Below are 26334 nucleotides of genomic sequence, written 5' to 3'. Positions count from 1 at the left end.
TTCGAGAATATGTTTAGTACACAATTTTCTTTTGTACTTGATTTACCATAACACCTTTAAAAAGCAATTTTAGACTTTCGCCAGAATCATAGATCATTTGCTCATTACTAGGAAAGGGAATTGACTTTTTTGCTAAAAACTTGAGCATTTTTGGGTCAATCGCATCACGCTCGCCTTGATACGTAGCATAAATGTGCTCAAAGATATATCCATCACTTAACGGAAAAGAAGCAGCAATCTGGTTCGTGCTCAGGTCAATTAAATCAACCTGTGCAGAGAGTTGCGCATTTTTAGATTGCCTGAATTCGTGCAAACTTGCCTTTAGCGTTTTGTATTTATCAACTTTAATATCATTGCCTAAACTGTCTTTTTTCACATTGCCGTTTGCGTCTAGTTCGTACTCAAAGCCGTCTTTAATCTTCTTTTCTTGCGGCACGATGCGCTCTTTCAACGATTCAGGACTTACGTTTATCGCTCTAAAACTTAAGATAAGATCATAATCATAATTTAAACCATCTAGCGGTCTGTTGTGATATTGTACCCATTGCTCATTCAAGTTATAAGTGTCAATATTAAGAAGGTCATCTTCCAGACGTTGAGGTAATGCAGTTTCGGTTTCATTTACAAGATTAAGGCGTACGTAACTAGTTCCTTTGGCTACAGCCTCATCAAGCAAAATATTGATATTCTCATACCCGGGATTGATAGAATTTAAATACATCAAATCTTCATAAGCCTGGCGAGCATCTGCCTTTAAATTTGAGTTAAGCAACGTTTTGCTGTTTTCTAATAAAAACGAAGACAACTTGTTTTTTATCGCAATTGTCTGATCAGAATAATCCTTAAAATTAAATTTAACCTTAGGTAAAGGCAGAATCGGGCGGATGCGTTCTTGTCTATTTCTTAAGTCTGTGATGATCTCAAATTGCTCTGGCAACGTATTAGGATTTGCCTCTTTTTTAAGAAATTCTAATTGACGTTCGTCGCGCGCTACCGCTTTGTCAAAAGCGCTTTTAAGCAAATCGATATAAGGCGCTTTACGATCTGCAGTTTTGTTTGTGCGCAGATTATCAAGCGTTTCAAAAATTACCTGATCATAATTACCGCTGGCAAGATTTTTCTCAGATTTTCTCACGCCACCACAAGCGATAAGAAATATTGAAACACTTACAGAGAGTAGTATTTTTTTCATGCATTACAATTTATCACAGGACCAAATTACTAAATAATAGCAAGGTTTTAACACATGAATTCTATGAAATATAAAGGGGTTTTTCTGCCTTTCGGCGAAAAGGAATGGGTTTTAATTGCGCTAAGATTTACATGAAAAATTGGGATTATTGCAAACTAAAATCCCCGCTGCAACGCAACGGGGATTTTACAAATTCATTAGAAAGCCTTAGTGTAAAAAATTCTAATGTGAGTAATAGGGGATGCGCAAATATAAGACAGTCAGGAGATTGCTTAAAAATGAAACGATGATAAAATTTTATTAAAATTTTAGGAAGAATTGTCTTACATCGATTTTTTTTCAGCTTTTGACCCGTCTGAATCTGGTGTGAGTTTTAAAATCAATTGAGGTTCTAAACCAGGCTCATCGCGATGGCACACATAAAGTATAGTTGTTTGAGTTTCAGCGGCAATTTTATTGATCAAGAATGCGACTAGTCTTGCTCCTTCATCATCCAGAGCAGCTGTAGGTTCATCAAGAATTAATAGCGGAGGATGTTTTACCATGGCTCTGGCAATTAGCGTAAGACAGCGCTGCGTTGCGGTAAGTGTATTAAAAGTGCGTTTATCATTTTTAAGATCGATAATTTCAAGCCATTGATCGGCGATCTTTTTTTGAGCAAGTCTGGGTTGCTCATAAAGTCCCACACTATCAAAAAAACCAGAAAGAATCATTTCTCTTGCAGTATTACTCGTGTCAAACATTGAGGTCATCGCTGGCGAATAATACCCTATTTTTTTCTTTATTTCCCAGACGCTTTCACCGCTACCTTTTTTCTTGCCAAATAGATAAAGCTCTTGTCCATATCCTTTTACATTGTTGCCAAAAAGCATATCAAGAATCGTGGTTTTTCCGGAGCCGTTAGGTCCCATAAGTTGCCAGAATTCACCTTTTTTTACCTGCCAACTTATATTGTTCAAAATAGGTCTATCATAAGAAACTGAGACATTTTTCATTTCAAAAAGAACTTCAGGGACATCTTCTATAGCTTCATACGGTTCTGGGATCTGGATGTCTCCAAAGGTGGACTCATGCTCTGGTTCTTGCAAAAATTCATTTGTTGTGTATGATTTTTTTTCGCCATGAGCGAAAACAATAACCGTGTATATAAAAGATAAGATTTCATCTTTGCGTCTAAAGATCTGCACAAATTGAATGTCTTCTTTTAAAGCAAAAAACTCATCTTTTAACCTAGCGACAGATGCTTTGTCAAGCGCGTCAAAAGGATTGTCGAGAATGAGGTATTTTGGCCTTTGAGCCAAAAGATATTTTAACAAAGCCTTCTTCTGCTCACCACTAGAATATTGCTGCAATGAGCGAGCATTTTGCTCATCTAGAAAAGTGGTTTCATGCCGGCGCTCTTCACGTATAAAATTTTGAAGCACATCATGCGAAAAAACGAGTGCGTTATCGCCAGAAATTTCATCCAGATCGAGTTGGGCAATAGTTGTGTTTTTAAGGCTAGAACTTGGGATCGCAAAATGCTTAGGCATGAAGATTTTTTTAGTAGAACTAAATTAAAAAACCTTCACCAGTTACGGTGAAGGTCATAGTCAAACATGGGGACTTTTACGCTTTATGCAATTTTCTGTGCGGTGTTTTCTTCATTTATTAGCCAAGTGAGAATAAAGGTGATAATTCTGCCAAAAATGAACACAAATCCGCCGAATATAGGCGAGAGTAACGTGATCTTGATTCCGCCGGCTACAAGTTCTGGGGCTGCGCCTCCAGTAGCTTCAATAGCATCAAACGCTTGTATTAAACCCAACATAGAATTAAAAAGACCAAGCACAAGCGCGATCAAAACGATCTGATTAATAAGCGTTTTGTACTTAAGCGATTTCTCCTGATTCTTCTTTAAATTAATAAATGCAATGACTGATAGCGCGATCATGAGCAAGAAACAAATAATGATGGTTGACATGGCAAACGAGCCGCCTTCTTGTATGCGATAGCCCAGTTGTGTGAAAAATCCTGGTTGTTCTTGCAATGCGATAATGATAGGTAATTTCATAAGTGTTAGTATTTTGATTGTGAAACCAAAAGTAGCCAGAACCTTCTGCGCTTATAATTTTTTGCGATAGATACATCGTCTAGCAGGATGAATAACCAAATTATTATAAAGTTTGCCAATTGATGAAAACTGCGGTTAAACTTCGTGCTAAACTGGTAAAGCATCGCAAATCTTTTGCAATTTAATTTTTTTGAGAGACCTTGTCCAGATTCTTATGACTAGGTATAAAAGACTCTTTATCGCCCTCGGAAAAAAGATGCTCACGCAACTATTATTTTGCGCTGGGATCTTACTTTTTTACACCTTTTATTTAAGTATTGCGCTTACAAATTTGAATCCGGCGTTTACCTTGGGATGTTTCTTATTGCCCGTCACACTGGCGATGATCAATGTCTTTTGTTACTATTTAATCCCAAATTACCTTTTTAAACAGCGCTATTTTTGGTTCGGTTTATATTCTTTGTACACGGTGGTAATTGCCAATTTTATCATTGTTGTTTCGGGATTTTATGGCGTTTTATTCGTCAATTTTATTACAGCGCTTAATAGCGAAATCCCGTTGCGTAAGAACATGTATCTCGTGATCATTGGCGTGTATATGGTGGTTTTGATCGCGTCGCTTTTTTCAGTTTTTCGCGAAAGCTATAAAATGCATCTTAGCAATAAAGAACTGCAATATGCCTTGCTTAACGGACAATTGCAGCTTAAAGAGCAGGAGTTGTCGTATTTAAAAATGCAGATTCATCCGCATTTTTTATTCAATACGTTAAACACGATCTATGGTAGCGCTATTGCGAAAAAAACACACACGCCACAGCTGATCCTCAAGCTTTCAAATCTGCTAGATTATATTTTGTATCAAACGCAAAAAGCCCAAGTTTCGCTTGATGATGAGTTGGCGCATTTGCAAGATTACATAGCTTTAGAGCAGTTGCGTCATGGCGAAAGAATAAAAATACGCATAGATTTTCCTGTAGAAACAAAAGGGATCACCGTTGCGCCGATGTTGTTTTTACCATTTTTAGAAAACAGCTTTAAACACGGTAAATCTCAACAAGATGTCATGGAGATCGATTTAAAGATCGAGATGAAAAATGAGAAAATTGAGTTCTATTTGAGCAATACTTTTGATATGGCTTTCGCCAAAAGCGCTACCGAATCTTCGGGCATCGGTTTAGTGAATATCAAGAAGCGATTACAATTAGTTTATCCAGAAGCTCACGCACTTGAGATAGAACGCGGCGGAGGGAATTTCGTCGTAAGACTAATTATAGATCCACGTAAAATTAAAACGATCAAAGCATGAAATGTATCATTGTAGACGATGAACCCATCGCACAGGATATCTTACAGAATTTTGTAGAAAAAGTGGATTTTCTGGAGCTTACTGGCGTTTTTGATAATGCTACGGCTGCCTTTAATAGCGTGCAAAAAGGTGAGGTGGAGCTTGTTTTTCTTGACATTAATATGCCGGGAATTGATGGTATGGCTTTCGCCAAAATCTTGCCTAAAGAAATTAAAGTGATTTTTACAACTGCCTATCGCGAGTATGCTGTAGAAGGTTTTGATCTTCATGCAACAGATTATTTGCTTAAGCCTATTTCTTTTGAACGTTTTTTAAAATCGGTGAACCGTTTACAAGAGAACCAAGTTGCACCACAAACAGAAGGAATAGATAGAAAATTTGTTTTTGTGCGTGTGGATAGAAAAATGGAGAAACTGGCATTTGACGATATTCTGTACATAGAAAGCTATGCAGATTATCTGAAAATTCATTTGAAAAACGAGATGCTTGTTGTGCGCGAGACGCTTTCTAATTTTGAAGAAAAATTGCCCGCATCAGAATTTTTAAGAGTACACAGATCGTACATCGCAAGATTAGAAGCGATAGATTCTTACACACATGAACAGGTAGAAGTACATAAAAATTCATTGCCCATAAGCAGATCTTACAAAGAAAAAGTGCTCGAAGTTCTACAACGATTTGAATAAAAAAAGCCTTCTTAAATAGAAGGCTTTTTCAATTTTGTTTTGCGAGTGCTTTAAACGTGCAAAGCTCTGTCTTCAGTCGCTGCGAGAGCTGCTTCTTTTACAGCTTCAGCATACGTAGGGTGTGCGTGAGACATGCGAGAAATATCTTCTGCGCTTGCGCGATATTCCATTGCTGTAACACCTTCTGCAATAAGATCTGCAACACGAGCTCCTACCATGTGAACGCCAAGAACTTCGTCAGTTTTCTTATCAGCAAGGATTTTTACGAATCCGTCAGTATCGCCACTCGCACGAGAACGACCTAGCGCTCGCATTGGGAATGAACCAGACTTGTACTCAACACCAGCTTCTTTAAGTTGCTCTTCTGTTTTACCTACAGAAGCAACCTCTGGCCAAGTGTAAACCACACCAGGAATCAAGTTGTAATTAATATGCGGTTTTTGTCCAGCAAGAGTTTCTGCAACATAAACACCTTCTTCTTCAGCTTTATGCGCAAGCATAGCACCTTTTACCACATCACCTATTGCGTAGATGTTTGAAACCTTAGTTTGTAAGTGATCGTTAACATCAATGCGACCACGCTCATCAGTTGATAAACCTGCAGCTTCAAGGTTAAGACCATCTGTATATGGCTTGCGACCTACAGATACAAGAACGTAATCTCCTTTAAATTCTACGTTTTGATCTTTTTTGTCTTTTGCTTTTACAACCACTTCGTCACCGTTACGCTCTACAGCGTTTACTTTGTGCGAAGTATTGATCTTCATCTTAGATTTCTTAAGCACTTTAGTAAGTTCTTTACTTTGTGCTCCATCCATTGTAGGGATGATACGATCTAGATATTCTACAACTGTAACTTCAGAACCTAGGCGCTTGTATACTTGGCCCAACTCAAGACCGATAACTCCACCGCCTATTACGATAAGGTGCTTCGGTATTTCTTTAAGTTTTAATGCTTCGGTAGAAGTGATGATACGTTCTTTGTCTATTTCAATAAATGGAAGTGTAGATGGCTTACTTCCTGTGGCGATAATTGTGTTTGTCGCCTCTATCTCTTGGTCGTCGCCTTCCGCGGAAGCGATAGCAATATGCGTAGCATCTTTAAAACTACCGTGACCATGATAAACGTCGATCTTGTTTTTGCTCATTAAGAACTCAATACCTTTTGTAGTTTGCTCAACTACGCTGGCTTTGCGCTCCATCATTTTCTCAAGGCTCACTTTTACTTCGCCTGGGATCTCAATACCGTGCTCCTCAAAATGATTGATCGCATCATCATAATGGTGAGAAGAATCTAGTAATGCTTTTGAAGGGATACAACCCACGTTAAGGCAAGTACCGCCTAGGGTTGAATATTTTTCTATAATTGCTGTTTTAAGGCCTAGCTGCGCACAGCGAATGGCAGCCACATAACCTCCAGGACCGGAGCCAATGACTGCTACGTCATATTTACTCATAAAAGTGAACTTTCATTATTTGTACTTACAAAGGTACGATGTAAGAAGAAATAACCTAAGATTTTAAACGCTAATCGAGTTATTGAAGCTTTTTAATTTTAAGCCAAGACTGGTTTGCATCCCAAGTCAAACTATAACTTGATAATCCTGTTACAATAAAATCTATTGAAGCTCCTCCTGATGGTATTTGTACAATACCTGTTTGATGGCTTGGAGTAACATTTCCTGTGTAACTAGAGGCAACTGAAGTTCCGCCAATACTCTGACTTGAAATACTTCCAGATACTCTTAGATTCCAAGTTACATAGTCTGTAGAGGTAATAGCAATGTAAGATTCAATTTCATAAACACCTTCTGGCAATGTTAATGCGTAACTTCCTGTGTTGTATGTTGAACCGGTAATTGAGTTGAAAAGTGAGTTATTAAAATTGAAATTACCTGAATAACTATATTGAATTCCATTTCTAAAATTTGAAGCTACACCAGCTGTCTGCCAACTTGCCGTACCATTTGCATCAGACTTTAAAACTTTACCTGCACCCTGCGTCCCATCAGCAAGTCTCATACTTCCAGCAATGTGTAATTTTGCCTGAGGAGCACTGGTGCCTATACCTACGTTAGCATTGTTCCCAAGAATTACTGTGTTTGCTTGATTTGCAATGGCGTTAGGGCCAATCGCGGTAGCATTGCTTTGAGTAGCTCTAGAGGATTTACCAATTGCTACAGCCTCAGTTCCTGTGCTTTCAGAATTATCTCCTATAGCAACTGCACTTGTTTGATTTGTGTAAGTATCATAACCCAATGCAATTGATCTTTGACCTTGAGCATCAGATTGTCTACCCACAGCTAGAGCATTTGTTGAATTGGTATAACTATCTCTTCCCACAGCGATAGAATAATCTCCTTGAGCATCAGAACTATAACCTATTGCAATGCCGTTTGTTCTATTTGAATATGCATCTGTACCTATTGCTATTGTATTATCAGATACAGCTTCGGCAGAATATCCTGCTGCTATACCTCGAGTAGAATTTGATATTGCATTTTGGCCTAGAGCCAAAGAAGCTGATCCACTTGCCTGGCTGCCGCTACCCACTGCAGTTGCATTACTTGCGGTAGCATCTGTATTATAACCTATACTTGAAGCATTTTCGGCGGAAGCATAGGAATCAACACCAACCGCTAGAGTATTATTTTGTGAAGAATTACTTCCTTTACCTAAAGATGTAGATTGAAAGCCTGTCGCAGATGCTTGAAAACCTACAGCTAAAGTATTATTATTTGATGCCGTAGAACTGCGACCCATAGCGGTTGATTGATATCCTGAGCCTGTTGCTCCATATCCTACCGCAACTGCATCATTATTAGAACTTGAAGATGCATTTTTACCTATTGCTATTGAGTTACTGTCATTTGCAGATGCGCCTAGTCCAATTGCCAGACCTCCATTGGGATGATATTTTGTGACCTGAGTATTATTTACTCTAAAAAATAAAGATTGATAATTTGTTGTTCCTAAAAAATTTGAGGATGTCGTGTTGTTACCACTTAATCCCCATCCTGAATTACTTCCGCTAGAAGCTGGTGTTTGCCAAGTGGCATTACCATTTGCATCTGATGTTAGCACTTTACCGTTACCTTGATTACCATCTACGATCTTAACGCTTCCGGCAACATCAAGTTTAGCTTGAGGATCAGTAACACCAATTCCCATATATCCTTGATTATCGATGGTAACAACTTCTGCTTGATTTGTAGTTCCAGATGGAGTAGTACTGATTACGAATTTAGATGGCGTGCTTCCATTAGTAGGAGTTCCATCCATATACATTCTTAGTCCTCCAATTTCTTGAATTCCATTACCATCATGGGTTTTAAAGATCATAGAACCGATCTCTTGATTAGCGCCTGTAAGTCCAGGAGCATCTAGAGAGCCACCAGTGTTATAAAAGATAAGGTTTGGCGGATTTGTGTTTGCGCTGGTAAATTGCATATCGTTATCACCAGCACGACGCAACTCAATATGTTCAACAGGGTTATTTGTTCCTATCCCAAAATCACCATTCTCACCAAAATTGATCTGAAAGCCATTCTCATAAGCAATGTTAGAGCGAATATAGGCTTCATTTTCACTGTTTACAGCTCTTGTCCACTCATTACGTAGAGGGACCCAATCTGTAATATTATTATCCCAATAGTGAAAACCTTCAAAGTAACCACTTCCATCTGTAGTAAGATAGATTAACATACCATGTTGATCACTTCCAGGATCTGTTGCTGGTAACGCATTTAATTTAGGAACTATGATTCCGTCATTAGGAGCGGGCGCATTAGGATTTCCTACGGCAATGTCTAATAAACCTTTGGGATCTGTTGTACCTATTCCTACTTGGGCACTAAGTGTTGTTCCTATGACTAGGAAAAGGAGAATTGTAATTTTTTTCATGCTTGGGGCATTTTTGGAGGTGGAATTTATTATAAAATACTTGTAATTAATCGATTATGAGATTTACGTGTTGTTTTTGAACGATTGTTAATATTTTCTGAAATTGCTGATAATAATGCATGATAAATCGATTTATGTTGTTGATAATAAAATGTTTGAGTGTTTTATTACGGATATCCATAAATAAAAATGTAAGAAAAGGATTATATGTTATTGATAATTAAACCGTTAATCTGTAATCTTCTTCTGTTTTGGTTTTTTACAAGTACGTAATCGCAAAAGGATTGGATTTCTATTATCTAAGAAAAATCACCTTTTCTAAGATTTATGTATTATTGTAGTCTAACATTTATGACCCATGCAAGAACCTCTAGACGATCCTAAACACGAACATATTGTAAACAATAGAGAGCTAAACATTTGGGAGGCGCTTACTCCGGTTTTAATTCTAATGGGGCTTTTAGCTTACAATATCTTTTTTCAAGATGGTGAGTGGTTAGGTGAGTATAGCAATCAGTTAATCTTATTAATGGGTGGTGCTATTGCGGCCATTGTAGGTGTTTTAAATAAAGCAAAGGCTAACGAAGTTATTGCAGAGGTTTGGGAAAATTTAAAAAGTGTTTTTGTTCCTATTCTTATTCTATTTATGGTAGGAGCTCTAGCGGGTAGTTGGCTTATAAGCGGTATTATACCAGCTATGGTTTATTATGGTTTAGAAGTTTTAAGTCCGTCAATATTTTTACCAGCATCTGTGATCATTGCAGCTATTATTTCAATTGCTACAGGTAGTTCATGGACCACATCAGCAACCGTAGGTATTGCACTTGTAGGTATTGGTACAGCCTTAGGTTTAGATAGTGGTATAATTGCTGGAGCAGTAATTTCTGGAGCTTATTTTGGTGATAAAATGTCTCCACTAAGTGATACAACTAATCTTGCTCCTGCAATGGCAGGAACTGATCTTTTTACGCATATTAAATATATGCTCTTTACTACTGGTCCTACGATTTTGATAACGCTTACCATTTTTGCAATTATTGGTTTTACAGGAGAAACTCACGGTAGCGCAGATGTAAGTGGATTGCTTGGCGTGATAGATGATACCTTTAATATAACTCCGTGGTTATTCGCTGTTCCCGCTTTAGTTATTGTTCTTATACTTCTTAAAACAAAACCACTTATCTCTCTAGGAGTTGGTGTAATTGCAGCCGCGATTTTTGCATATGTTTTTCAACCAGAAATTCTTAATATACTTTCTGATAGTGAATTTAGTGCGATCACAAACGCTATATGGAGTGATACGGCGATCACAACATCTAATGAAACGCTTAACGAACTTTTCTCCTCTGGTGGAATGATGGGGATGGTTTGGACCATTCTTCTTATCATCTCTGCCATGATCTTTGGTGGAATTATGGATGGTATTGGTGCGCTTGCTCGTATTACAAGGGCTTTGCTGTCATTGGCAGATTCTGTTTTTGGACTTTTTGCGAGTACCGTGTTTAGTTGTATAGGCCTTAATACTGTGGCTTCTGATCAATACTTAGCGATCGTGATCCCTGGTAAGATGTTTAAAAAAGCATACGAAGACAAAGGCCTCGCGCCAGAAAATCTTAGCCGTACGCTTGAGGATTCTGGTACTGTAACTTCTGTTCTTATCCCTTGGAATACGTGTGGAGCTTATCAAAGTAGCGTTCTAGGCGTTTCAACGGGAGAATATTTCATCTATGCGATCTTCAACTGGTTAAGCCCGATCATGACTTTGACCTTTGCCGCTTTGGGTATTAAGATCCGTAGAATAGCGAAGAAGGCAGAGTAGTTTTCGCTGCAGCGAAAAAACAAAAAATAAATTCTACCTTAAATTGCTACATGCGTAATTTGATCAGCTTAATTTTATCGATTTAGCATGAAATGAAAGTGGTTTTTTAAGGATTCATAATTTTTATCTTAAAATAAATTTTGTCTATTCTTAGATAATTACATAACATTTTTCTTCTATGGTTTTTTGGGTTGTTGCATGTAGATTTGCAGCAGAATTCAAACCCAAAAAATAAAACAAATAATGACTTTAGTAGGAAAGAAATTCCCAAGCCTAGACGTAGATGCAATGAACGAAATGGGCGACACTTTTAAGCTTAACGTTCTTGAAGAGGCTGTAAACAAAGGAAAAAAAGTTATCCTTTTCTGGTACCCAAAAGACTTCACTTTTGTTTGCCCTACAGAACTTCACGCATTTCAGGCTGCTGCTGCTGAGTTTGAAAAAAGAAATACGATCATCATAGGTGCATCTTGTGATACTCCAGAAGTACACTTTGCATGGTTAAACACTGCAAAAGACAACGGTGGTATTGAAGGTGTAACTTACCCAATCCTTGCAGATAGCAACCGTAACCTGGCGAACCGTCTAGGTATTCTTGATATCACAAACGAGCGTTTTGATGAAGAAACTGGTACTTACACTGTAGATGGTGATAACGTAACGTATCGTGCAACTTACCTTATCGATGAAGAAGGTACAGTATTTCACGAAGGTGTAAACCACATGCCTGTAGGTCGTAACGTAAACGAATTTTTACGTCTTATCGACGCTTACGCACACGTACAGAAAAACGGCGAGGTTTGCCCTGCAAACTGGGAAGAAGGTAAAGATGCTATGAACGCAAACCGCGACGGTGTTGCTTCTTATCTTTCAGCAAACTAAGAATCTTTATAGTTGAGAAAGTCTGGAGTGTAAAGCTCCAGACTCTTTCACCCCCTTTTACTTCAATTTTTTGCCTTTCGGCGAAAGCCATAAAAACATAAAAAATGCTACAAGAACTAGATCAAGATAACCTTGCCGAAGTTGTAAGCAGCAACGATACAGTTGTTGTACAATACATGGCAGGATGGTGCGGAAACTGCCGCCTGATGAAACCTAAATTCAAGAAATTATCAAACGAGAATGAAGGTGCTGCCTTTGTACTTGTGGATGCAGAGAAATTCCCAGAATCTCGCAAACTGGCTAAAGTAGATAACTTGCCAACTTTTGCAACCTTTAAAGGCGGGAACTTTGTAAATCAAGTACAGACAAACAAATTTGAAAACCTTAAAGAATTAGTAGATGAAGTTACCAGTAATTAGACATCTGCAACAAAATAATGATAAAGAAAGCATCGAGAAAACCATTGAGGTTCTTGAATCTTTCACAGAGCATAGAAGCGTAACTGATAACGATATGGATGTTATTGGTGAATTGCTTACAAATCTATGTGGAGCCGTTGAAGTACACGATATGGTTGCTGGCGGTATGAACGACCGTGACGCGGCAAATGCGTTTGCACAAAAAGTGCTAGGCTCTATAGATAGATAATATTCAGAATTGAATTTTAAATGTTGTTTAGGTTAAAATCCTTTTGGCTACAGCCAAAGGGATTTTTTTATAGCCCATTAGCAACATTCTTCAATCCAGATCGGTCTTCTATCTTAATGCGCTTGCCCTGCGTACTGATGAGGTTTTGCTTTTTAAATTTCGCTAAAATACGAATGCAAAGTTCTGTTGCCGTGCCCACAATATCTGCAATGTCAGAGCGCGTGAGAATAAGTTTGAGGTAACCTTCATCATCTGTCCCAAACTTCTCATGAAGGTATAAAATGGCTTCGGCCACACGCTGGTTTACGGTTTTTTGAGCCATGTCTACGATTTGATCGTCGGAGAGTTTTAGCTCGTTTGCCATGTGCTTAAGCACGGCATTTGTAAACTCGGTATTGTTATGAAGATTATCTGTGATCTCAGATTTTGGGATAAAGCAAACTTCCATGTCATCAAGGGCGATGGCGCTAAGATTGGTCTGCTCATCTGTGATTACGCTGCGCTGGCCCATTACTTCCCCTTTTGTTGCGAGTTTTACGATCTGGTCTTTACCGTTGTCGCTCATTTTACTGAGTTTAGAAACTCCGTCGCGCACGCAAAAAACACCACTTAATCGCTCCCCTTCTTCAAAGAGGCGTTCACCTTTTTTCACTTTGCGTGAGATCTTACTGTCAGAAATACGTTTAAGCTCATCTTTTTTGAGCGCTTTAAGCGTATTTAATTGTCTGATGATGCAGTTTTCGCAACGTGATTCAAAGTCCTGAGCCATACCTCAAAAATAGAAATAAAACCTGTGTTTTTAACATTCTTCAGCTCCTGAAATTCGGTTTTTTTAAAGCGGTAAATCCGAATAAAATTTTCCAACTGACAAAAGTCAGCTTTTTACTTCTCGCTTCTCAAGACCTTTGAGTCAGGTATTTGAGCAATTTTATTATGGACAACTGTTATCACTGTGGGGACGAGTGTCCTACGCATCCTGTCATATATGATGACAAACCCTTTTGTTGCAATGGCTGCAAGATGGTTTATGAGATATTGAATGCTAGCGATCTGGCATATTACTACGACCTTGAGAATAATCCTGGGATCTCGCCAAAACTCGTGGAAGGCAAGTATGATTTTCTAGAAGACCGCGCGATTCAAGAGCGTTTGCTGGAGTTTGACGAGCAAGAAACTCAGGTCATCAATCTTACTATTCCAGCAATTCATTGCAGTTCGTGTATTTGGGTGCTTGAGAATCTCAATAAGTTGAGCAAAGGCGTTGTGAACACGCAGGTGAATTTTCCTAAAAAAACGGCGCGTATTACATTTCGCTCTAGCGAAATAAACTTAAAACAGGTCGCTGAACTTTTATCAAAAATTGGGTACGAGCCACAGATATCGCTTGACGATTTTGAAGCAAAACAGAAAAAAGTAGACCGTTCTCTTATTTATAAATTGGGCGTTGCGGGTTTTGCTTTTGGCAACATCATGTTCTTGAGTTTTCCTGAATATTTTGAGGTTGGCGAGTTCTGGCTAGATAAGTTCAAATATGTTTTCAGGTGGTTGATGTTTGTGTTCTCATTGCCCGTGGTTTTTTATGCGGGGCGCGACTATTTTATCTCGGCATACAAAGGTCTTCGCAACCATTTTCTAAATATTGATATTCCTATCGCACTGGGAATTGCTGTGCTGTTCATTAGGTCTTTTGTAGATATCGCGATGGATTGGGGAACTGGATTTTTTGACAGTCTGGCGGGGCTGGTTTTCTTTTTACTCGTTGGTAGGTTTTTTCAACAGAAAACGTATAATTATCTCTCTTTTGAGCGTGATTACAAATCCTATTTTCCTATTGCCGTAACCCGCACTTTCAACGCAAAAGAAGATAAACCAGAATCCCGACAAGTGCAGGTTTATGACTTAAAACCTGGTGATGAAATCCTATTGCGCAATGAAGAAATAATCCCTGCAGATGGCCTTCTAATTAGCGAAGAAGCCTTGATAGATTACAGTTTTGTAACCGGTGAGGCCGCGCCTGTAGAAAAGCAAAAGGGTCAAAAAGTATTTGCCGGCGGAAAGCAAAAGGGAGGCATCATTTCTATAAAATTAACGCATGCCGTGCAGCAAAGTTATCTCACTAAACTTTGGGAAAACGATGCGTTTAAAGATTCGAATAAGCCCAAATTTAAAACGCTTGTAGATGGCATTAGCAAACGCTTTACCATAGCGGTTTTGACGCTGGCTTTTGTGACTACGGCGCTTTGGTTTTTTATTGATGCGTCAAAGGCTTTAAACGTTTTTACCGCGTTGCTTATCGTGGCTTGTCCCTGCGCGATTGCGCTGGCTTCACCGTTTACGTTGGGGAATTTGCTGCGCATTTTTGGGCAGAAAAAGTTCTATTTAAAAAACAGCGAAATCCTCGAGCGCATGGCTCAGGTTGATACCATAGTTTTTGACAAAACCGGCACACTCACCAGCACCCGTGAGAATGCTGTGAGGTATTTTGGCGAAAGCCTAAACAGCCAAGAGAAAATCCTTCTTGCCAACACTTTGCACGCATCAAATCATCCATTGAGCAGGTCGCTGTATGCGCATCTCAAGGTGAAGCAAGGCATACATCTGGATGCGTTTACAGAGGCCCTTGGGCAAGGCATTGCGGGAGCTTATGAGCATATGGTTTTGCTCGTAGGTTCTGCCGCTTTCGCGAAAGCTCCTCTGCAAGAAATAAGCTTTTCTGAAACCTCGGTTTATATCAATATTAATGGTGAATACCGCGGAAAATTTGTCTTTGAAACGCAATACCGCGATGGAATGTCGCAGCTCTTCAATGCGCTTGAAAAAGACTATGACCTTATCATTCTTTCGGGCGATAATGCGGGTGAAAAGTCAAGATTAGAAAAAATGTATCCACAGATGGATGCGATGCATTTTTACCAGAAACCGCACGATAAGCTTGAGTTTGTAAAGCGTTTGCAAAAATACGGTCATAAGGTCGCCATGCTGGGCGACGGTCTTAACGACGCAGGTGCGCTTGCGCAGAGTGATGTGGGCATTGCGGTTTCAGAGAATGTAAATGTTTTTTCACCGGCTTGTGATGCGATTATTGATGCTTCGCAATTACACAATCTGGATACATTTTTAACGCTTTCGCGGAAGGGAATCAGCATTATAAAATACAGCTTGTTGTTCTCGCTGTTTTACAACTTGGTAGGGATAAGTTTTGCCGTCACCGGAAACCTCATGCCGGTAGTCGCTGCAATACTGATGCCGCTTAGTTCAATAAGCATTGTGGCCTTTACTACACTGGCCACGCATCAGGTTTCAAAAAGAAATTTCAACAAAGTTTTTAAAGCTGACAAAAGTCATCATTTTGGCGAAAGCCCAAAGGTAATTTTGTCTCAAGAATCAGGTAAATCATGAGCATAATCTATCTCCTACTGGCGATTAGCGTCCTGGTGGCGCTGGTGTTTTTTTTCGCATTCATCAATTCGGTTAAAAAAGGGCAATACGACGATACGTATACACCGTCTGTGCGCATGCTCTTTGAAGATGAGGTAGTAGAAAAGAAACCTTCAACCCCCAAAAAGAAAAATCAAACTTCAAATAAAACCTTAAACCATAACCATGCAAATTGAACAGTTTTACTACGATAACCGCATCGTTCGCAAGTTTATAAACGCGACGATTTTTTGGGGATTGATAGGCATGAGCGTTGGGCTTTTGCTCGCATTCATGTTTTTGTTCCCTAACCTCACAGATGGAATTTCGTGGCTTAGTTTTGGCCGCCTTAGACCATTACATACTAACGCCGTGATTTTTGCCTTTGTGGGTAATGCGATTTTTGCCGGTGTCTATTATTCGCTTCAACGCCTGCTCAAAGCCCGTATGTGGAAAGACTGGCTGAGCAACTTTAACTTCTGGGGCTGGCAGTTGATTATCGTGGGTGCTGCGATTACGCTTCCGCTGGGATACACCACTTCTAAAGAATACGCAGAACTTGAATGGCCTTTTGATATTGCTATTGCGCTGGTTTGGGTTGCTTTTGGTGTAAACATGATAGGAACAATATTAAAGCGTCGTCAGCGTCATTTGTATGTTGCGATTTGGTTCTATCTAGGAACTTGGGTAACCGTTGCCGTGCTTCATATCGTGAATAGTATTGAGCTACCGGTGGGCGTTTTAAAAAGTTATTCGGTGTATGCTGGTGTGCAAGATGCGCTTGTGCAGTGGTGGTATGGACATAATGCGGTAGCTTTTTTCTTGACTACACCATTCTTGGGCTTGATGTATTATTTCGTTCCCAAAGCAGCTGAGCGACCTGTGTATTCTTATAAACTCTCAATCGTTCACTTCTGGTCGCTGATATTTATTTACATCTGGGCCGGGCCGCACCACTTGCTGTATTCTGCTTTGCCAGACTGGGCTCAAAACCTAGGGGTTGCATTCTCTGTAATGCTGATCGCGCCATCTTGGGGTGGTATGATAAACGGACTCTTAACCTTGCGTGGAGCGTGGGATAAAGTGCGAACCAATCCTGTTTTAAAATTTATGGTTGTGGCGATCACCGGTTACGGTATGGCAACTTTTGAAGGGCCAATGCTTTCGCTAAAAAACGTAAATGCAATCGCGCATTTTAGCGACTGGGTTATCGCTCACGTACACGTAGGCGCACTTGCGTGGAATGGTTTCTTAACCTTCGGGATGATTTATTGGCTGGTGCCAAAACTCTTCAAAACGAAGCTCTATTCTACAAAACTGGCAAACGTGCATTTCTGGATAGGAACCTTAGGAATCATTATGTACGCATTGCCTATGTATGTAGCAGGATTTGTACAAGCAAGTATGTGGAAGCAATTTAATCCTGACGGAACATTGGTTTATGGAAACTTCCTAGAAACCCTTACCGAAATCATCCCAATGTACTGGATGCGTGCCATTGGCGGAAGCCTGTATATCGCCGGTGCAATTGTGATGCTGGTAAATGTTGTGAAAACAGTGAGAAGCGGAAGCAAAGTTACAGACGAACTCGCCGAAGCTGCTCCACTACAAAAGGTGACCAAGCATAAAAACGCTAAAGAAGGGTATCACACTTGGTTAGAGCGTCGCCCTGTGAAACTTACTATTTATGCAACTATCGCAATTCTGATAGGTGGTATGGTTCAGATTATTCCGTCGCTTATCGTGGATGATTATGTGCCGGTGATTTCAACGGTAAAACCATATACGCCGCTTGAGCTTGAAGGTCGGGATATTTACATCCGCGAGAGTTGTAACGCGTGTCACTCGCAGATGATTCGTCCTTTCCGTAGTGAGGTTGAGCGCTATGGCGAGTATTCTAAATCTGGAGAATATGTGTACGACCATCCATTTCTTTGGGGAAGTAAGCGCACCGGTCCTGATTTATTTCGCGTAGGCGGAAAATACAGCGACAACTGGCATCTCAACCATATGTATGACCCGCAGAGCACGTCGCCAAGTTCGATTATGCCAAGCTACAGTTGGTTAATTCGTAACGAGCTAGACAAGTCTAAAACCGAGACAAAAATGAAAGCCATGGTTACTCTAGGCGTGCCGTATACTGATGAAGAAATAGAGCGTGCACAATCCTGGATGCAAGAGCAGGGAACACAGATTGAGAAGAATTTGTACACCGACCCAGATTTTGCCAAAACCTATGAAGCTGACAAGCAATACGCGCAGGAAAACGGTGAAGAATTCATTGAGATGCGTGACCGCGAAATCGTAGCGCTCATCGCTTATCTGCAGCGTCTGGGAACTGATATTAAGATAAAAACTGAAGCTGAAGTAACTGCTAACCAATAACACGAGCCATGCTAAAATTTGTAAAACAAAATCTAGAAAACATCGATGGGGTTCAAATTTATCCCATCATCTCGCTACTCATTTTCTTCGTGTTTTTCGTCGGACTTTTTTGGTGGGTTTTTACAGCTAAAAAAGAACACATCACAGAGGTGAAAAACCTGCCATTAGATAATCCTCAAAATTCACAAGCATGAGAACAACAGCATCATTTTTAAGGATATTAGGTTTTGCCATTTTCGGGTATTTTTTACTCGACTGGATGGGAACCGAGGGAGAAACCTCAATTTTTGTTGAACAGCCATGGATCTGGGCCGTTTTTGGAGTCATCCTTATGTTCTACATCGCCGCAGAGATTTCGCTGGGAGCGTTGCATTCAGTGTTATTTAGAACATTAAAAATCGAGGACCAGGAGCGTATCGCTGCCGCGGAAAAAACTAAAAAAGAGCAGCAGCTTGCTTGGTTAAAAAGCAAATACCGCAAACTTCTGGGCAGTAAACCCATTGAGGAAGAAGATGAAATTATCCTTGACCACAACTATGACGGCATCCAGGAACTGGACAATAATTTGCCGCCGTGGTGGGTGTACGGCTTTTACGCAACCATAATTTTTGCCGGGATTTATCTGGCGAGGTTTCACATTTTTGGCGGTGATGACCAGAAAACCGAGTATGAGATTGCTATGGCTGAGGCCAAAAAACAAATCGAAGAATACAAACTTACTGCTAAAGATTTGGTTGATGCGAGTACGGTAGAACTGCTCACCGAAGCTAGCGATATAAAAGCGGGCGAAAGCATTTTCGCAGGAAACTGCATCGCTTGCCATAAAGAAGGCGGCGCTGGCGGAATTGGTCCAAACCTTACCGATGATTACTGGATTAACGGTGGCGGGATTAAGAATGTGTTCAACACGATTTCTGAAGGTGGCCGTCCCGGAAAAGGTATGATTGCCTGGAAAACCAACTTTAAACCTAGCGAAATCGCGCAAGTAGCGAGTTATGTTTTGAGTCTGCACGGCACAAATCCTGTAGACCCTAAAGAGCCAGAAGGAGAAATCTGGAAAGATGAAAATTCGCCTATTGACGAGGTAAATGTTGAAATCATTGATTCAACGACCATTGAGATTATCATTGATGATAAACCTGTGGATATGGATTTAACAACTGAAGATTAAGAAAAGTGGGTTCGCAAAGTCAAGAACGGTTTAGGGACAGCATCGGGACGGTGAGCGATGAGGGTAAGCGCAGTTGGCTTTACCCCATAAAACCGTCTGGTAAATTCTATAAGTATAGAAAGTTACTTAGTTATTTTTTGCTGGCGTTCTTGTTTGCGGCCCCATTTTTAAAAATCAACGGTAACCAGTTCTTACTTTTTAATGTATTAGAGCGCAGGTTCAACATTTTTGGCTTCCCGTTCTGGCCGCAGGATTTTCATCTTTTTGTGATTATGATGATAATCGGGGTGGTGTTTGTCATCTTTTTTACAGTGGCTTATGGGCGTATTTTCTGCGGGTGGATTTGCCCCCAGACCATTTTCATGGAAATGGTTTTCCGTAGGATTGAGTACTGGATTGACGGTGACCGCGGCAAGCAAATCAGGCTTGACAAAATGCCGTGGAATGCCTTTAAAATAAGAAAGCGAGTAGCAAAATGGATAATCTTTTTTATCATTTCCTTTCTTATTGCAAACGTGTTCTTGGCTTATTTAATAGGCAGCGACCGCGTTTTGAGATATGTGATTGACGGTCCAGCTGCGCACGTGAGCACGTTGATTTCGCTGCTCATTTTCACAGCGGTTTTCTACTTTGTTTTTGCGTGGTTCAGGGAGCAGGTTTGCATAATCGCATGTCCATATGGAAGATTGCAAGGCGTCTTGCTAGACAACAAATCTATCGTGGTTGCATATGATTATAAACGTGGCGAGGGCGAGCAGGGCAGAGGTAAATTCAAGAAAAATGAGAATCGTTCCCTTACGGGAAAAGGTGATTGTATCGATTGTTTTCAGTGTGTGAATGTCTGTCCTACGGGTATCGACATTCGCAACGGCACCCAGCTAGAATGTGTGAATTGCACGGCCTGTATAGATGCGTGCAACAGTATCATGGATTCGGTGGATTTGCCCAAAGGTTTGATTCGCTACGCCAGTATTGAGAACATTGAGAAAAAGGCAAAATTTAAGTTCAGTCCACGGCTTAAGGGATACTCTGTGGTGCTTGGGATTTTGATAGCCGTTTTTTGCGGGATGCTGTTTCTGCGAAATGACATCGAAGCACGCATCCTGAGATTACCTGGGCAATTGTATGAGCGCAAGGAAAACAACATGATTAGCAATGTTTACACATACAAGTTAGTCAACAAAACCACGGTTGATATTAACGATGTGCACTTTGAGTTGCTTTCGCATAACGGAAATCTAGAAGTGGTGACGCATCAAGATATTGACGTGCCGGGACAAGACCTCGCAGAAGGCACCCTGTTTATCGAGATTAATGCTTCCGCTTTAAGCGAAAAAAAAGAAAAACTGACCATAGGTGTGTACAGTGGTGATGAACTTATTGAGACGACCACGACCAATTTTATGGGACCACGGAGTTATAGATAATTTAAAATTGAAAGTCATGAAAATCAATTGGGGAACCGGATTAGTAGTAGGAATGGTAGCATTTATGGGATTTATTCTCGTACTCGTGACCTGGATGATGACCGATAAAAAATTTGACCACGACCTGGTCACAGAAGAATATTACAAACAAGAAATGGCGCTCCCGGCAGAATTACTGGCAGAGCAAAATGTAGCCGATTTAAAGATCCCTATGCGCAGCGAGAAAGTAAAAGGTGGCTACGAAGTCTACTTTCCGCAAGAATTTGATGATAAAAAACTTACAGGTACAGTGTTCCTATACCGGCCGTCTAATAAGCTTCTGGATTTTGAATTTCCACTTGAGGTGTCCAACTCCAGATTGCTCATACCTGATTCGCGCTTAGTGGGCGGCCGCTGGAACATTACCATCTCCTGGACGGCAGATGGCAAAAATTACCTGCTCAAAAAACAAATAATCTATTAGCGATGATTTGGGCAGCTTTTATCTTAGGACTTCTGGGGAGCATGCATTGCGTGGGCATGTGCGGCCCCATTGCCATGCTTTTGCCCATTGATAGAAAAAACGCTTTGCGCGGAAATCTACAGTTGCTCTCGTATCACTTTGGCAGGTTGCTAACGTATGCGATTTTGGGCGGTTTACTTGGGCTAATAGGTCATGGGCTGGGATTGTTCAGCCTGCAGCAAGATGTCTCCATCATTGTGGGCGTTTCTATGATTTTGGCAATTATACTTCCGTCAAAATGGTTCAGGAAATTCAAAATGGGCCAGTGGAGTTACAAACTTGTCGCACGCCTTAAAAACCTTATGGTCGGCCAACTAAAAACCGGCGCTGGCTCTAAGTTTTTCTTGCTTGGTTTAATTAACGGTTTACTGCCTTGCGGCCTGGTGTATATGGCGATTTTTGGCGCAGTTGCCACAAGCAGTTCCTTAACCGGTATGTCGTATATGTTTTTCTTTGGCCTGGGAACGGTACCGCTTATGCTGGCTGCAAATTATTTTGCCGCTTTCGCGAAATCTACTGCGATATTTTCATTTAGAAAGACGGTTCCTTATCTTGTAGTAGGCATGGGACTTTTGTTCATTTTACGCGGCATGGGATTGGGAATTCCCTTTGTTTCACCACCAGAATCTGTAGCGATTGAAAAAGTTTCGGCGAATGCCAGTTGTCATTAATTATTAAACTATGACTAATTCTTGGGGAATACCATTGGAAGTAGAAAATTTTGTCATTGAAAGAGATAAATCATGTGTCTATTGTGGTCAAGGGTTTTCTGTGGATAAATTATCAAGAAAAAATAAAGCGTCTTGGGAACATATTGTAAATGATATCAGAATAAATGGTGTAGATAATATCGCACTTTGTTGTATTTCTTGTAACGCAAGTAAAGGAGCAAAATCCTTAGAAAATTGGTTGAAATCAGACTATTGTAAAAGAAATTCTATTAACAGAGAAAATGTAGCACCTATTGTGAAAGAAGCACTTGCCGCGATTTCAAAAAGGGAAGAAACCAAATGATACTTTTGGCGAAAGCCAAACACGCAAACTAGCAATTTATCCAATTGAAAAGGAGGCCGTTTGGCCTCCTTTTTCTTAATTCACCACTACATGAATTAACCCCTGTCTAACTAAATCGTCATTGAAAATAGCTTTGTTTCTGGCTTGTTGCGCTGTAATCTTAGGTCAAATGGCAGGCAAACGTTGCGCACAAATTGTCTTCCTGCAGCTTTGACTTTCAGCGTTTTTTCACTGATTTCTATGAGTCCGTCAGCTTCTAGTTCTTGCAGTTTAGCAAGGATTTGTGGTAGTTCGTTAAACCACATATTTTTATCGTTCCATGAAGTTTCAAAATGGCACATGAGGTTTAAAATATGCTGGCGAACAACCAGGTCTTCTTCATTTAAAATATGCCCTCTAAAAACCGGAAGAATATCATTTTTAATAAGATGATGATATTCGTTGAGCCCTTTTACATTTTGGGCAAAACCATACCAGCTATCGCTTATCGCAGAAACGCCCAGGCCAATCATTACCTGAGTTTTTGAAGCGTTATAGCCCATAAAATTGCGGTGCAGTTTACCAGCTTTAAATGCCGTGTAAAGCTTATCGCTACGCAATGCAAAATGGTCCATGCCAATCTCAACATAACCTGCATTAAGCAACATTTGCTTGCCCATTTCGTACATCGTTTTCTTTTCTGCAGCAGCGGGAAGGTCTTCATCACGATAGCCACGCTGGCCGTTACCTTTTAGCCATGGCACGTGCGCATAACTGTAAAAAGCGATACGGTCTGGTCGCAGGCTTATGGTTTTCATTATCGTGTTTTGTACATGATGACGCGTTTGAAATGGAAGTCCATAAACGATGTCATGCCCCACAGATTCATAACCTAAACCATGCGCAGTCAATGTTGCTTTGCGCACGTTCTCATAAGGTTGAATTCGGTTTATGGCGCGTTGTACCATCTCGTTATAATCCTGGACGCCAAAACACACGCGATTAAACCCTAATTTTCTCAACACCGCCATGTGTTCTTGAGTGGTATTGTTAGGATGACCTTCAAATGAGAATTCACAGTTTTCCATCTTGTGGCCTATTGCCAGAATTCCACGAATCAATCGCTCAAGGTTCTCCGGCGAGAAGAAAGTAGGCGTGCCACCACCTAGATGCAATTCTTTGATATTTGCCCGTTTTCCTAAGAGTTTAGTGTACATCATAAACTCGTTGAGCACCGCATTGAGATAAGGAATCTCAACCGTATGATTTTTTGTAATACGCTTTGTACAGCCGCAAAACGTGCACATACTCTCGCAAAAAGGAAGATGAATGTATAGACTCACACCTTCAGTTTCGTTACTCTCGTCAAAGCTTTTTTTCAAGCTTTCTTTCCATTTTAATAATGAAAAACTCTCCATATCCCAATACGGGACTGTGGGATAACTTGTATACCGCGGTCCCGGGACATTATATTTTGCCACCAGTGAAGTTGCCATAAATTCTGTTTTTAGCTTACGCGAAAAGCATATTTGCAACCATCAAAGTCACACTTATAATGGTAGAAATCGTAAGAAGTTTAAATATCAGTTCTGGTTTTTGCACGGTAAGAATCGATGCGTTGTGAAGCGTACAAGCAGATACCACAAGAAAAACCTGAAACATTTGTAAGAAGTCATGACCATTCATTAAAATGCTCATCACTGCGATTGAACCTAAACAAGTTACCCAAATAATTCCCAGCGCAGAGTAGCCCAGAACGTTGCTTGTAAAGTCTTTTTGAAGTTTTGCATAAAGTGTCATACCCGATAGTTTTTGAATTACTCTTCAAAAGTACCGGGCATGCACTAGCTATTTTATGACATATGTCAGTTAGCTAAAAAAATATAAGGACGATTTTATTTCGCTATAACGAAAACGTGTCAGTTCGAGTTTCTGCAGTATGCAGAGGTATCGAGAACCATGCACGAAATATTTTAATGCGGCAGCTTGTCTTTAAACAAACCATAAACAAAAGTTCCTAGTAAAGCTCCGGCAATCACCACAAGAATGGCATAAAATCCAGCGCCTGCAAGAACATACATCGGGCCAGGGCAAGCACCAGCAAGCGCCCATCCTAAGCCAAAAATAGTCCCGCCGATGAAATAGCGTGTAAACCCTTTGTCTTTTGGCTTTAAGCTCATCTCGCTACCGTCTACAGGTTTTAAATTAAAGCGTTTAATGATTTGCACACCAATTACTCCCAGAGCGAGCGCAGAACCTATAATTCCATACATGTGGAAGCTCCCAAAACGAAACATCTCATAAATCCTAAACCATGAAGCGGCTTCAGATTTAAACATCACGATGCCAAAAAAGACACCTATTACTAAATACATTATATATCTCATGTTGTTCGCTTAAAAAATTAGGGGATAGAGAAAGTAAATCATAATCATACCGCCCACAAAAAATCCAATCACGGCAATAAGTGACGGTAGTTGAAGATTACTCAGTCCAGAAATTGCGTGACCAGAAGTACAACCGCCAGCATAACGCGCTCCAAAACCAACTAGAAATCCGCCAATCAATAAAAGCAAAAAATTAAACGGAGTGAAAATGGCATCGTTTGCAAATATCTCAGGTGGTAAATAAGCCTCATTTGCACTAGTGATATTATATTCAGTTGCAAGTTCGTTTGCGATATCTGGGTTGATTTCTACGACGTTATTTGACATGTAATTTGACGCTAAATATCCACCGATAATGGCTCCAAGAACCACCATAAGATTCCAGCGTTGTGACTTCCAGTCAAAGTTGAAGAAGTCTACAAATTTACCTGCTCCCACCGCAGAACAAGCGGTGCGAAGGTTAGAAGACATCCCAAATTGTTTTCCTACAAAAAGCAGGATAAACATAGTTAAGGCAATAAGTGGGCCGGCAACATACCATGGCCAGGGCTCATAAATCCAATTCATAGAAAATATTTTATGCAAAGATGTCGCTTTCGCGGAAGCGAAACGGTAACAATGGTTACACTTTAAGCTATTTCAGTGGTAGGAAGAAAGACATTATTCAGGTTTTTTCTTAAAAGGGTAAAGAAGCTGTCCCCAGAAGCTGCGGGGCACTTCTTCATCGTGGTCAAAACCCAGTGTGATATCCCTACCGTTTTTTGGGATGTATGCCGTGCCAAACAAATAATCCCAGATGCTCAGGCTTAAGCCAAAATTCATTCCGTATGGGTGTTGCTCTGGGAGTTCCTTTGAATGGTGCCAGATGTGCATGCGCGGATTATTGAGAATGTATCCAAAATAACCATAGTTCCAGTTGAGGTTGGCGTGGTTAAGATGACCCACAGCCACAGAGAACATGTGCACGATAAAAAACTCCTGTATCCCAAAACCTATCATCGCCAGCGGAATGTATTGTGCGCTTTTATAAATGATGGTTTCCATAAAATGAAACCTGAATTGTGCTGCAAATCCCATTTCTTTAACACTGTGGTGAATCTTGTGAAATTCCCACATCCATGGCACGCGGTGAAGCATGCGGTGCACATTCCACTGGATGAAATCTGCGATGATGAACATGATCAATAATTGTGACCAGACCGGCAGATCATCTACTTTAAATGCCACAATGTTCTCAATGCCAAAAAGACCAAGAAAGTCATTAAAAAGCTCCACGCCTACATTTGATAGAGCATTGTAACCTATAAGCGAGAAAAGAAAGAAATTGAAGAAAATATAAAAGGTGTCTAGCCAGAAACCCTTACGTAAAATAGGCTGTTTTTCGCGCCAAGGAAGAATGATCTCAAGAGAGAATACAAACAAAGAAACCCAAAGGAGCCAGTAAAAGTAACTGTTCCAACTGGGGTTTGTGATTTCGTTAATGAGATAGTTGTAATACCCTGAGAAACTATCTGCAATGATCTTTGTGTATTTTTCCACTTTTGGCGAAAGCCAGAAATTTAT

At 40.2% G+C, this 26334-nt stretch carries 26 protein-coding genes; 15 read left to right on the top strand and 11 right to left on the bottom strand.

All coding sequences use genetic code 11. The features are described from left to right. Positions 1 to 13: 13 nt before the first annotated feature. From ACZ5L8_RS08135 to ACZ5L8_RS08125, 3 genes are all read right to left on the bottom strand, one after another. Positions 14 to 1192 carry a hypothetical protein gene (locus ACZ5L8_RS08135; RefSeq protein ID WP_464440805.1) on the bottom strand — a complete coding sequence of 393 codons (1179 nt, stop codon included), beginning with the start codon at positions 1190 to 1192 and terminating at the stop codon, positions 14 to 16. A gap of 323 nt (positions 1193 to 1515) precedes the next feature. Next, positions 1516 to 2724, bottom strand: coding sequence for an ATP-binding cassette domain-containing protein (locus ACZ5L8_RS08130; RefSeq protein ID WP_464440804.1), 1209 nt, complete (start codon positions 2722 to 2724; stop codon positions 1516 to 1518). Between the two features lie 83 nt (positions 2725 to 2807). After that, positions 2808 to 3245: a MotA/TolQ/ExbB proton channel family protein gene (locus tag ACZ5L8_RS08125; protein WP_464440802.1), complete on the bottom strand. Its 438-nt coding sequence runs from the start codon at positions 3243 to 3245 to the stop codon at positions 2808 to 2810. 256 nt (positions 3246 to 3501) lie between these two features. Here ACZ5L8_RS08125 and ACZ5L8_RS08120 point away from each other — a divergent pair, with 256 nt between their 5' ends. Together ACZ5L8_RS08120 and ACZ5L8_RS08115 are read left to right on the top strand one after the other, a co-directional pair. Beyond that, complete coding sequence (locus ACZ5L8_RS08120; protein WP_464440801.1) at positions 3502 to 4551, top strand: sensor histidine kinase; 1050 nt, start codon at positions 3502 to 3504, stop codon at positions 4549 to 4551. After that, the gene (locus ACZ5L8_RS08115) at positions 4548 to 5237 is read left to right on the top strand and encodes a LytR/AlgR family response regulator transcription factor (protein ID WP_464440799.1); all 690 of its coding nucleotides are present in this window, start codon (positions 4548 to 4550) and stop codon (positions 5235 to 5237) included. The genes ACZ5L8_RS08120 and ACZ5L8_RS08115 overlap by 4 nt, the downstream gene beginning before the upstream one ends. A 50-nt stretch (positions 5238 to 5287) precedes the next feature. Here ACZ5L8_RS08115 and lpdA read toward each other — a convergent pair whose 3' ends face one another. Beyond that, entirely contained in the window at positions 5288 to 6694 is a 1407-nt protein-coding gene (gene lpdA / locus ACZ5L8_RS08110; protein ID WP_464440798.1) for a dihydrolipoyl dehydrogenase, read from the bottom strand. A gap of 79 nt (positions 6695 to 6773) precedes the next feature. After that, positions 6774 to 9140, bottom strand: a complete 2367-nt coding sequence (locus ACZ5L8_RS08105; RefSeq protein ID WP_464440797.1) for a hypothetical protein — start codon at positions 9138 to 9140, stop codon at positions 6774 to 6776. A gap of 358 nt (positions 9141 to 9498) precedes the next feature. Between ACZ5L8_RS08105 and nhaC the strand changes: the two genes are divergently transcribed. From nhaC to ACZ5L8_RS08085, 4 genes are all read left to right on the top strand, one after another. Next, complete coding sequence (gene nhaC, locus ACZ5L8_RS08100; RefSeq protein ID WP_464440796.1) at positions 9499 to 10959, top strand: Na+/H+ antiporter NhaC; 1461 nt, start codon at positions 9499 to 9501, stop codon at positions 10957 to 10959. 243 nt (positions 10960 to 11202) lie between these two features. Further along, positions 11203 to 11841 (top strand): peroxiredoxin, encoded by a 639-nt coding sequence (locus tag ACZ5L8_RS08095; protein WP_464440795.1) that lies wholly within the window; start codon positions 11203 to 11205, stop codon positions 11839 to 11841. A 104-nt stretch (positions 11842 to 11945) separates the two neighbouring features. After that, a complete protein-coding gene (locus ACZ5L8_RS08090) occupies positions 11946 to 12260 on the top strand; it encodes a thioredoxin family protein (RefSeq protein WP_462597872.1) in 315 nt (104 codons plus the stop codon). Continuing rightward, positions 12241 to 12489: a DUF6952 family protein gene (locus tag ACZ5L8_RS08085; protein WP_462597873.1), complete on the top strand. Its 249-nt coding sequence runs from the start codon at positions 12241 to 12243 to the stop codon at positions 12487 to 12489. Before ACZ5L8_RS08090 ends, ACZ5L8_RS08085 begins: the two co-directional genes overlap by 20 nt. Before the next feature lie 67 nt (positions 12490 to 12556). On the opposite strand, the gene ACZ5L8_RS08080 is transcribed toward ACZ5L8_RS08085, so the two are convergent. Then, the gene (locus ACZ5L8_RS08080; RefSeq protein ID WP_464440794.1) at positions 12557 to 13258 is read right to left on the bottom strand and encodes a Crp/Fnr family transcriptional regulator; all 702 of its coding nucleotides are present in this window, start codon (positions 13256 to 13258) and stop codon (positions 12557 to 12559) included. Between the two features lie 164 nt (positions 13259 to 13422). On the opposite strand from ACZ5L8_RS08080, the gene ACZ5L8_RS08075 reads away from it, so the two are divergent. The 9 genes from ACZ5L8_RS08075 to ACZ5L8_RS08035 are packed head-to-tail and all read left to right on the top strand — an operon-like array spanning position 13423 to position 22405. Continuing rightward, on the top strand, positions 13423 to 15888 hold the full coding sequence (locus tag ACZ5L8_RS08075) for a heavy metal translocating P-type ATPase (RefSeq protein ID WP_464440793.1): 2466 nt from the start codon (positions 13423 to 13425) through the stop codon (positions 15886 to 15888). Beyond that, on the top strand, positions 15885 to 16103 hold the full coding sequence (gene ccoS / locus ACZ5L8_RS08070) for a cbb3-type cytochrome oxidase assembly protein CcoS (RefSeq protein ID WP_464440791.1): 219 nt from the start codon (positions 15885 to 15887) through the stop codon (positions 16101 to 16103). Before ACZ5L8_RS08075 ends, ccoS begins: the two co-directional genes overlap by 4 nt. After that, complete coding sequence (gene ccoN, locus ACZ5L8_RS08065) at positions 16093 to 18291, top strand: cytochrome-c oxidase, cbb3-type subunit I (RefSeq protein ID WP_464440789.1); 2199 nt, start codon at positions 16093 to 16095, stop codon at positions 18289 to 18291. The genes ccoS and ccoN overlap by 11 nt, the downstream gene beginning before the upstream one ends. 8 nt (positions 18292 to 18299) lie before the next feature. Then, positions 18300 to 18485, top strand: a complete 186-nt coding sequence (locus ACZ5L8_RS08060; RefSeq protein ID WP_464440788.1) for a CcoQ/FixQ family Cbb3-type cytochrome c oxidase assembly chaperone — start codon at positions 18300 to 18302, stop codon at positions 18483 to 18485. Then, on the top strand, positions 18482 to 19462 hold the full coding sequence (locus ACZ5L8_RS08055; protein WP_464440787.1) for a cbb3-type cytochrome c oxidase N-terminal domain-containing protein: 981 nt from the start codon (positions 18482 to 18484) through the stop codon (positions 19460 to 19462). The genes ACZ5L8_RS08060 and ACZ5L8_RS08055 overlap by 4 nt, the downstream gene beginning before the upstream one ends. A gap of 5 nt (positions 19463 to 19467) precedes the next feature. Continuing rightward, the gene (gene ccoG, locus ACZ5L8_RS08050) at positions 19468 to 20889 is read left to right on the top strand and encodes a cytochrome c oxidase accessory protein CcoG (RefSeq protein WP_464440785.1); all 1422 of its coding nucleotides are present in this window, start codon (positions 19468 to 19470) and stop codon (positions 20887 to 20889) included. Positions 20890 to 20905: 16 nt separating this feature from the next. Further along, positions 20906 to 21352 (top strand): FixH family protein, encoded by a 447-nt coding sequence (locus ACZ5L8_RS08045; protein ID WP_464440784.1) that lies wholly within the window; start codon positions 20906 to 20908, stop codon positions 21350 to 21352. A gap of 2 nt (positions 21353 to 21354) precedes the next feature. Next, the gene (locus ACZ5L8_RS08040; protein WP_464440783.1) at positions 21355 to 22062 is read left to right on the top strand and encodes a sulfite exporter TauE/SafE family protein; all 708 of its coding nucleotides are present in this window, start codon (positions 21355 to 21357) and stop codon (positions 22060 to 22062) included. 10 nt (positions 22063 to 22072) lie between these two features. After that, positions 22073 to 22405, top strand: coding sequence for an HNH endonuclease (locus ACZ5L8_RS08035; protein ID WP_464440782.1), 333 nt, complete (start codon positions 22073 to 22075; stop codon positions 22403 to 22405). A 110-nt stretch (positions 22406 to 22515) separates the two neighbouring features. Here the strand turns inward: ACZ5L8_RS08035 and hemN are convergent, their stop codons facing one another. The 5 genes from hemN to ACZ5L8_RS08010 all read right to left on the bottom strand — a co-directional run bounded on the left by hemN (position 22516) and on the right by ACZ5L8_RS08010 (position 26310). Further along, positions 22516 to 23880: an oxygen-independent coproporphyrinogen III oxidase gene (gene hemN, locus ACZ5L8_RS08030; RefSeq protein ID WP_464440781.1), complete on the bottom strand. Its 1365-nt coding sequence runs from the start codon at positions 23878 to 23880 to the stop codon at positions 22516 to 22518. Between the two features lie 16 nt (positions 23881 to 23896). Beyond that, entirely contained in the window at positions 23897 to 24184 is a 288-nt protein-coding gene (locus ACZ5L8_RS08025; RefSeq protein WP_462597884.1) for a hypothetical protein, read from the bottom strand. Positions 24185 to 24357: 173 nt separating this feature from the next. Further along, a complete protein-coding gene (locus ACZ5L8_RS08020) occupies positions 24358 to 24771 on the bottom strand; it encodes a DUF6691 family protein (RefSeq protein ID WP_464440780.1) in 414 nt (137 codons plus the stop codon). Positions 24772 to 24780: 9 nt separating this feature from the next. Then, positions 24781 to 25338: a YeeE/YedE family protein gene (locus ACZ5L8_RS08015; protein ID WP_464440779.1), complete on the bottom strand. Its 558-nt coding sequence runs from the start codon at positions 25336 to 25338 to the stop codon at positions 24781 to 24783. 93 nt (positions 25339 to 25431) lie between these two features. Continuing rightward, positions 25432 to 26310: a sterol desaturase family protein gene (locus ACZ5L8_RS08010; RefSeq protein WP_464440778.1), complete on the bottom strand. Its 879-nt coding sequence runs from the start codon at positions 26308 to 26310 to the stop codon at positions 25432 to 25434. Positions 26311 to 26334 lie beyond the last annotated feature (24 nt).

Source organism: Leeuwenhoekiella obamensis, from assembly GCF_055391795.1.
The sequence above is the reverse complement of the archived record's forward strand: the minus strand, read 5'-3'. Positions and strand labels throughout refer to the sequence as shown.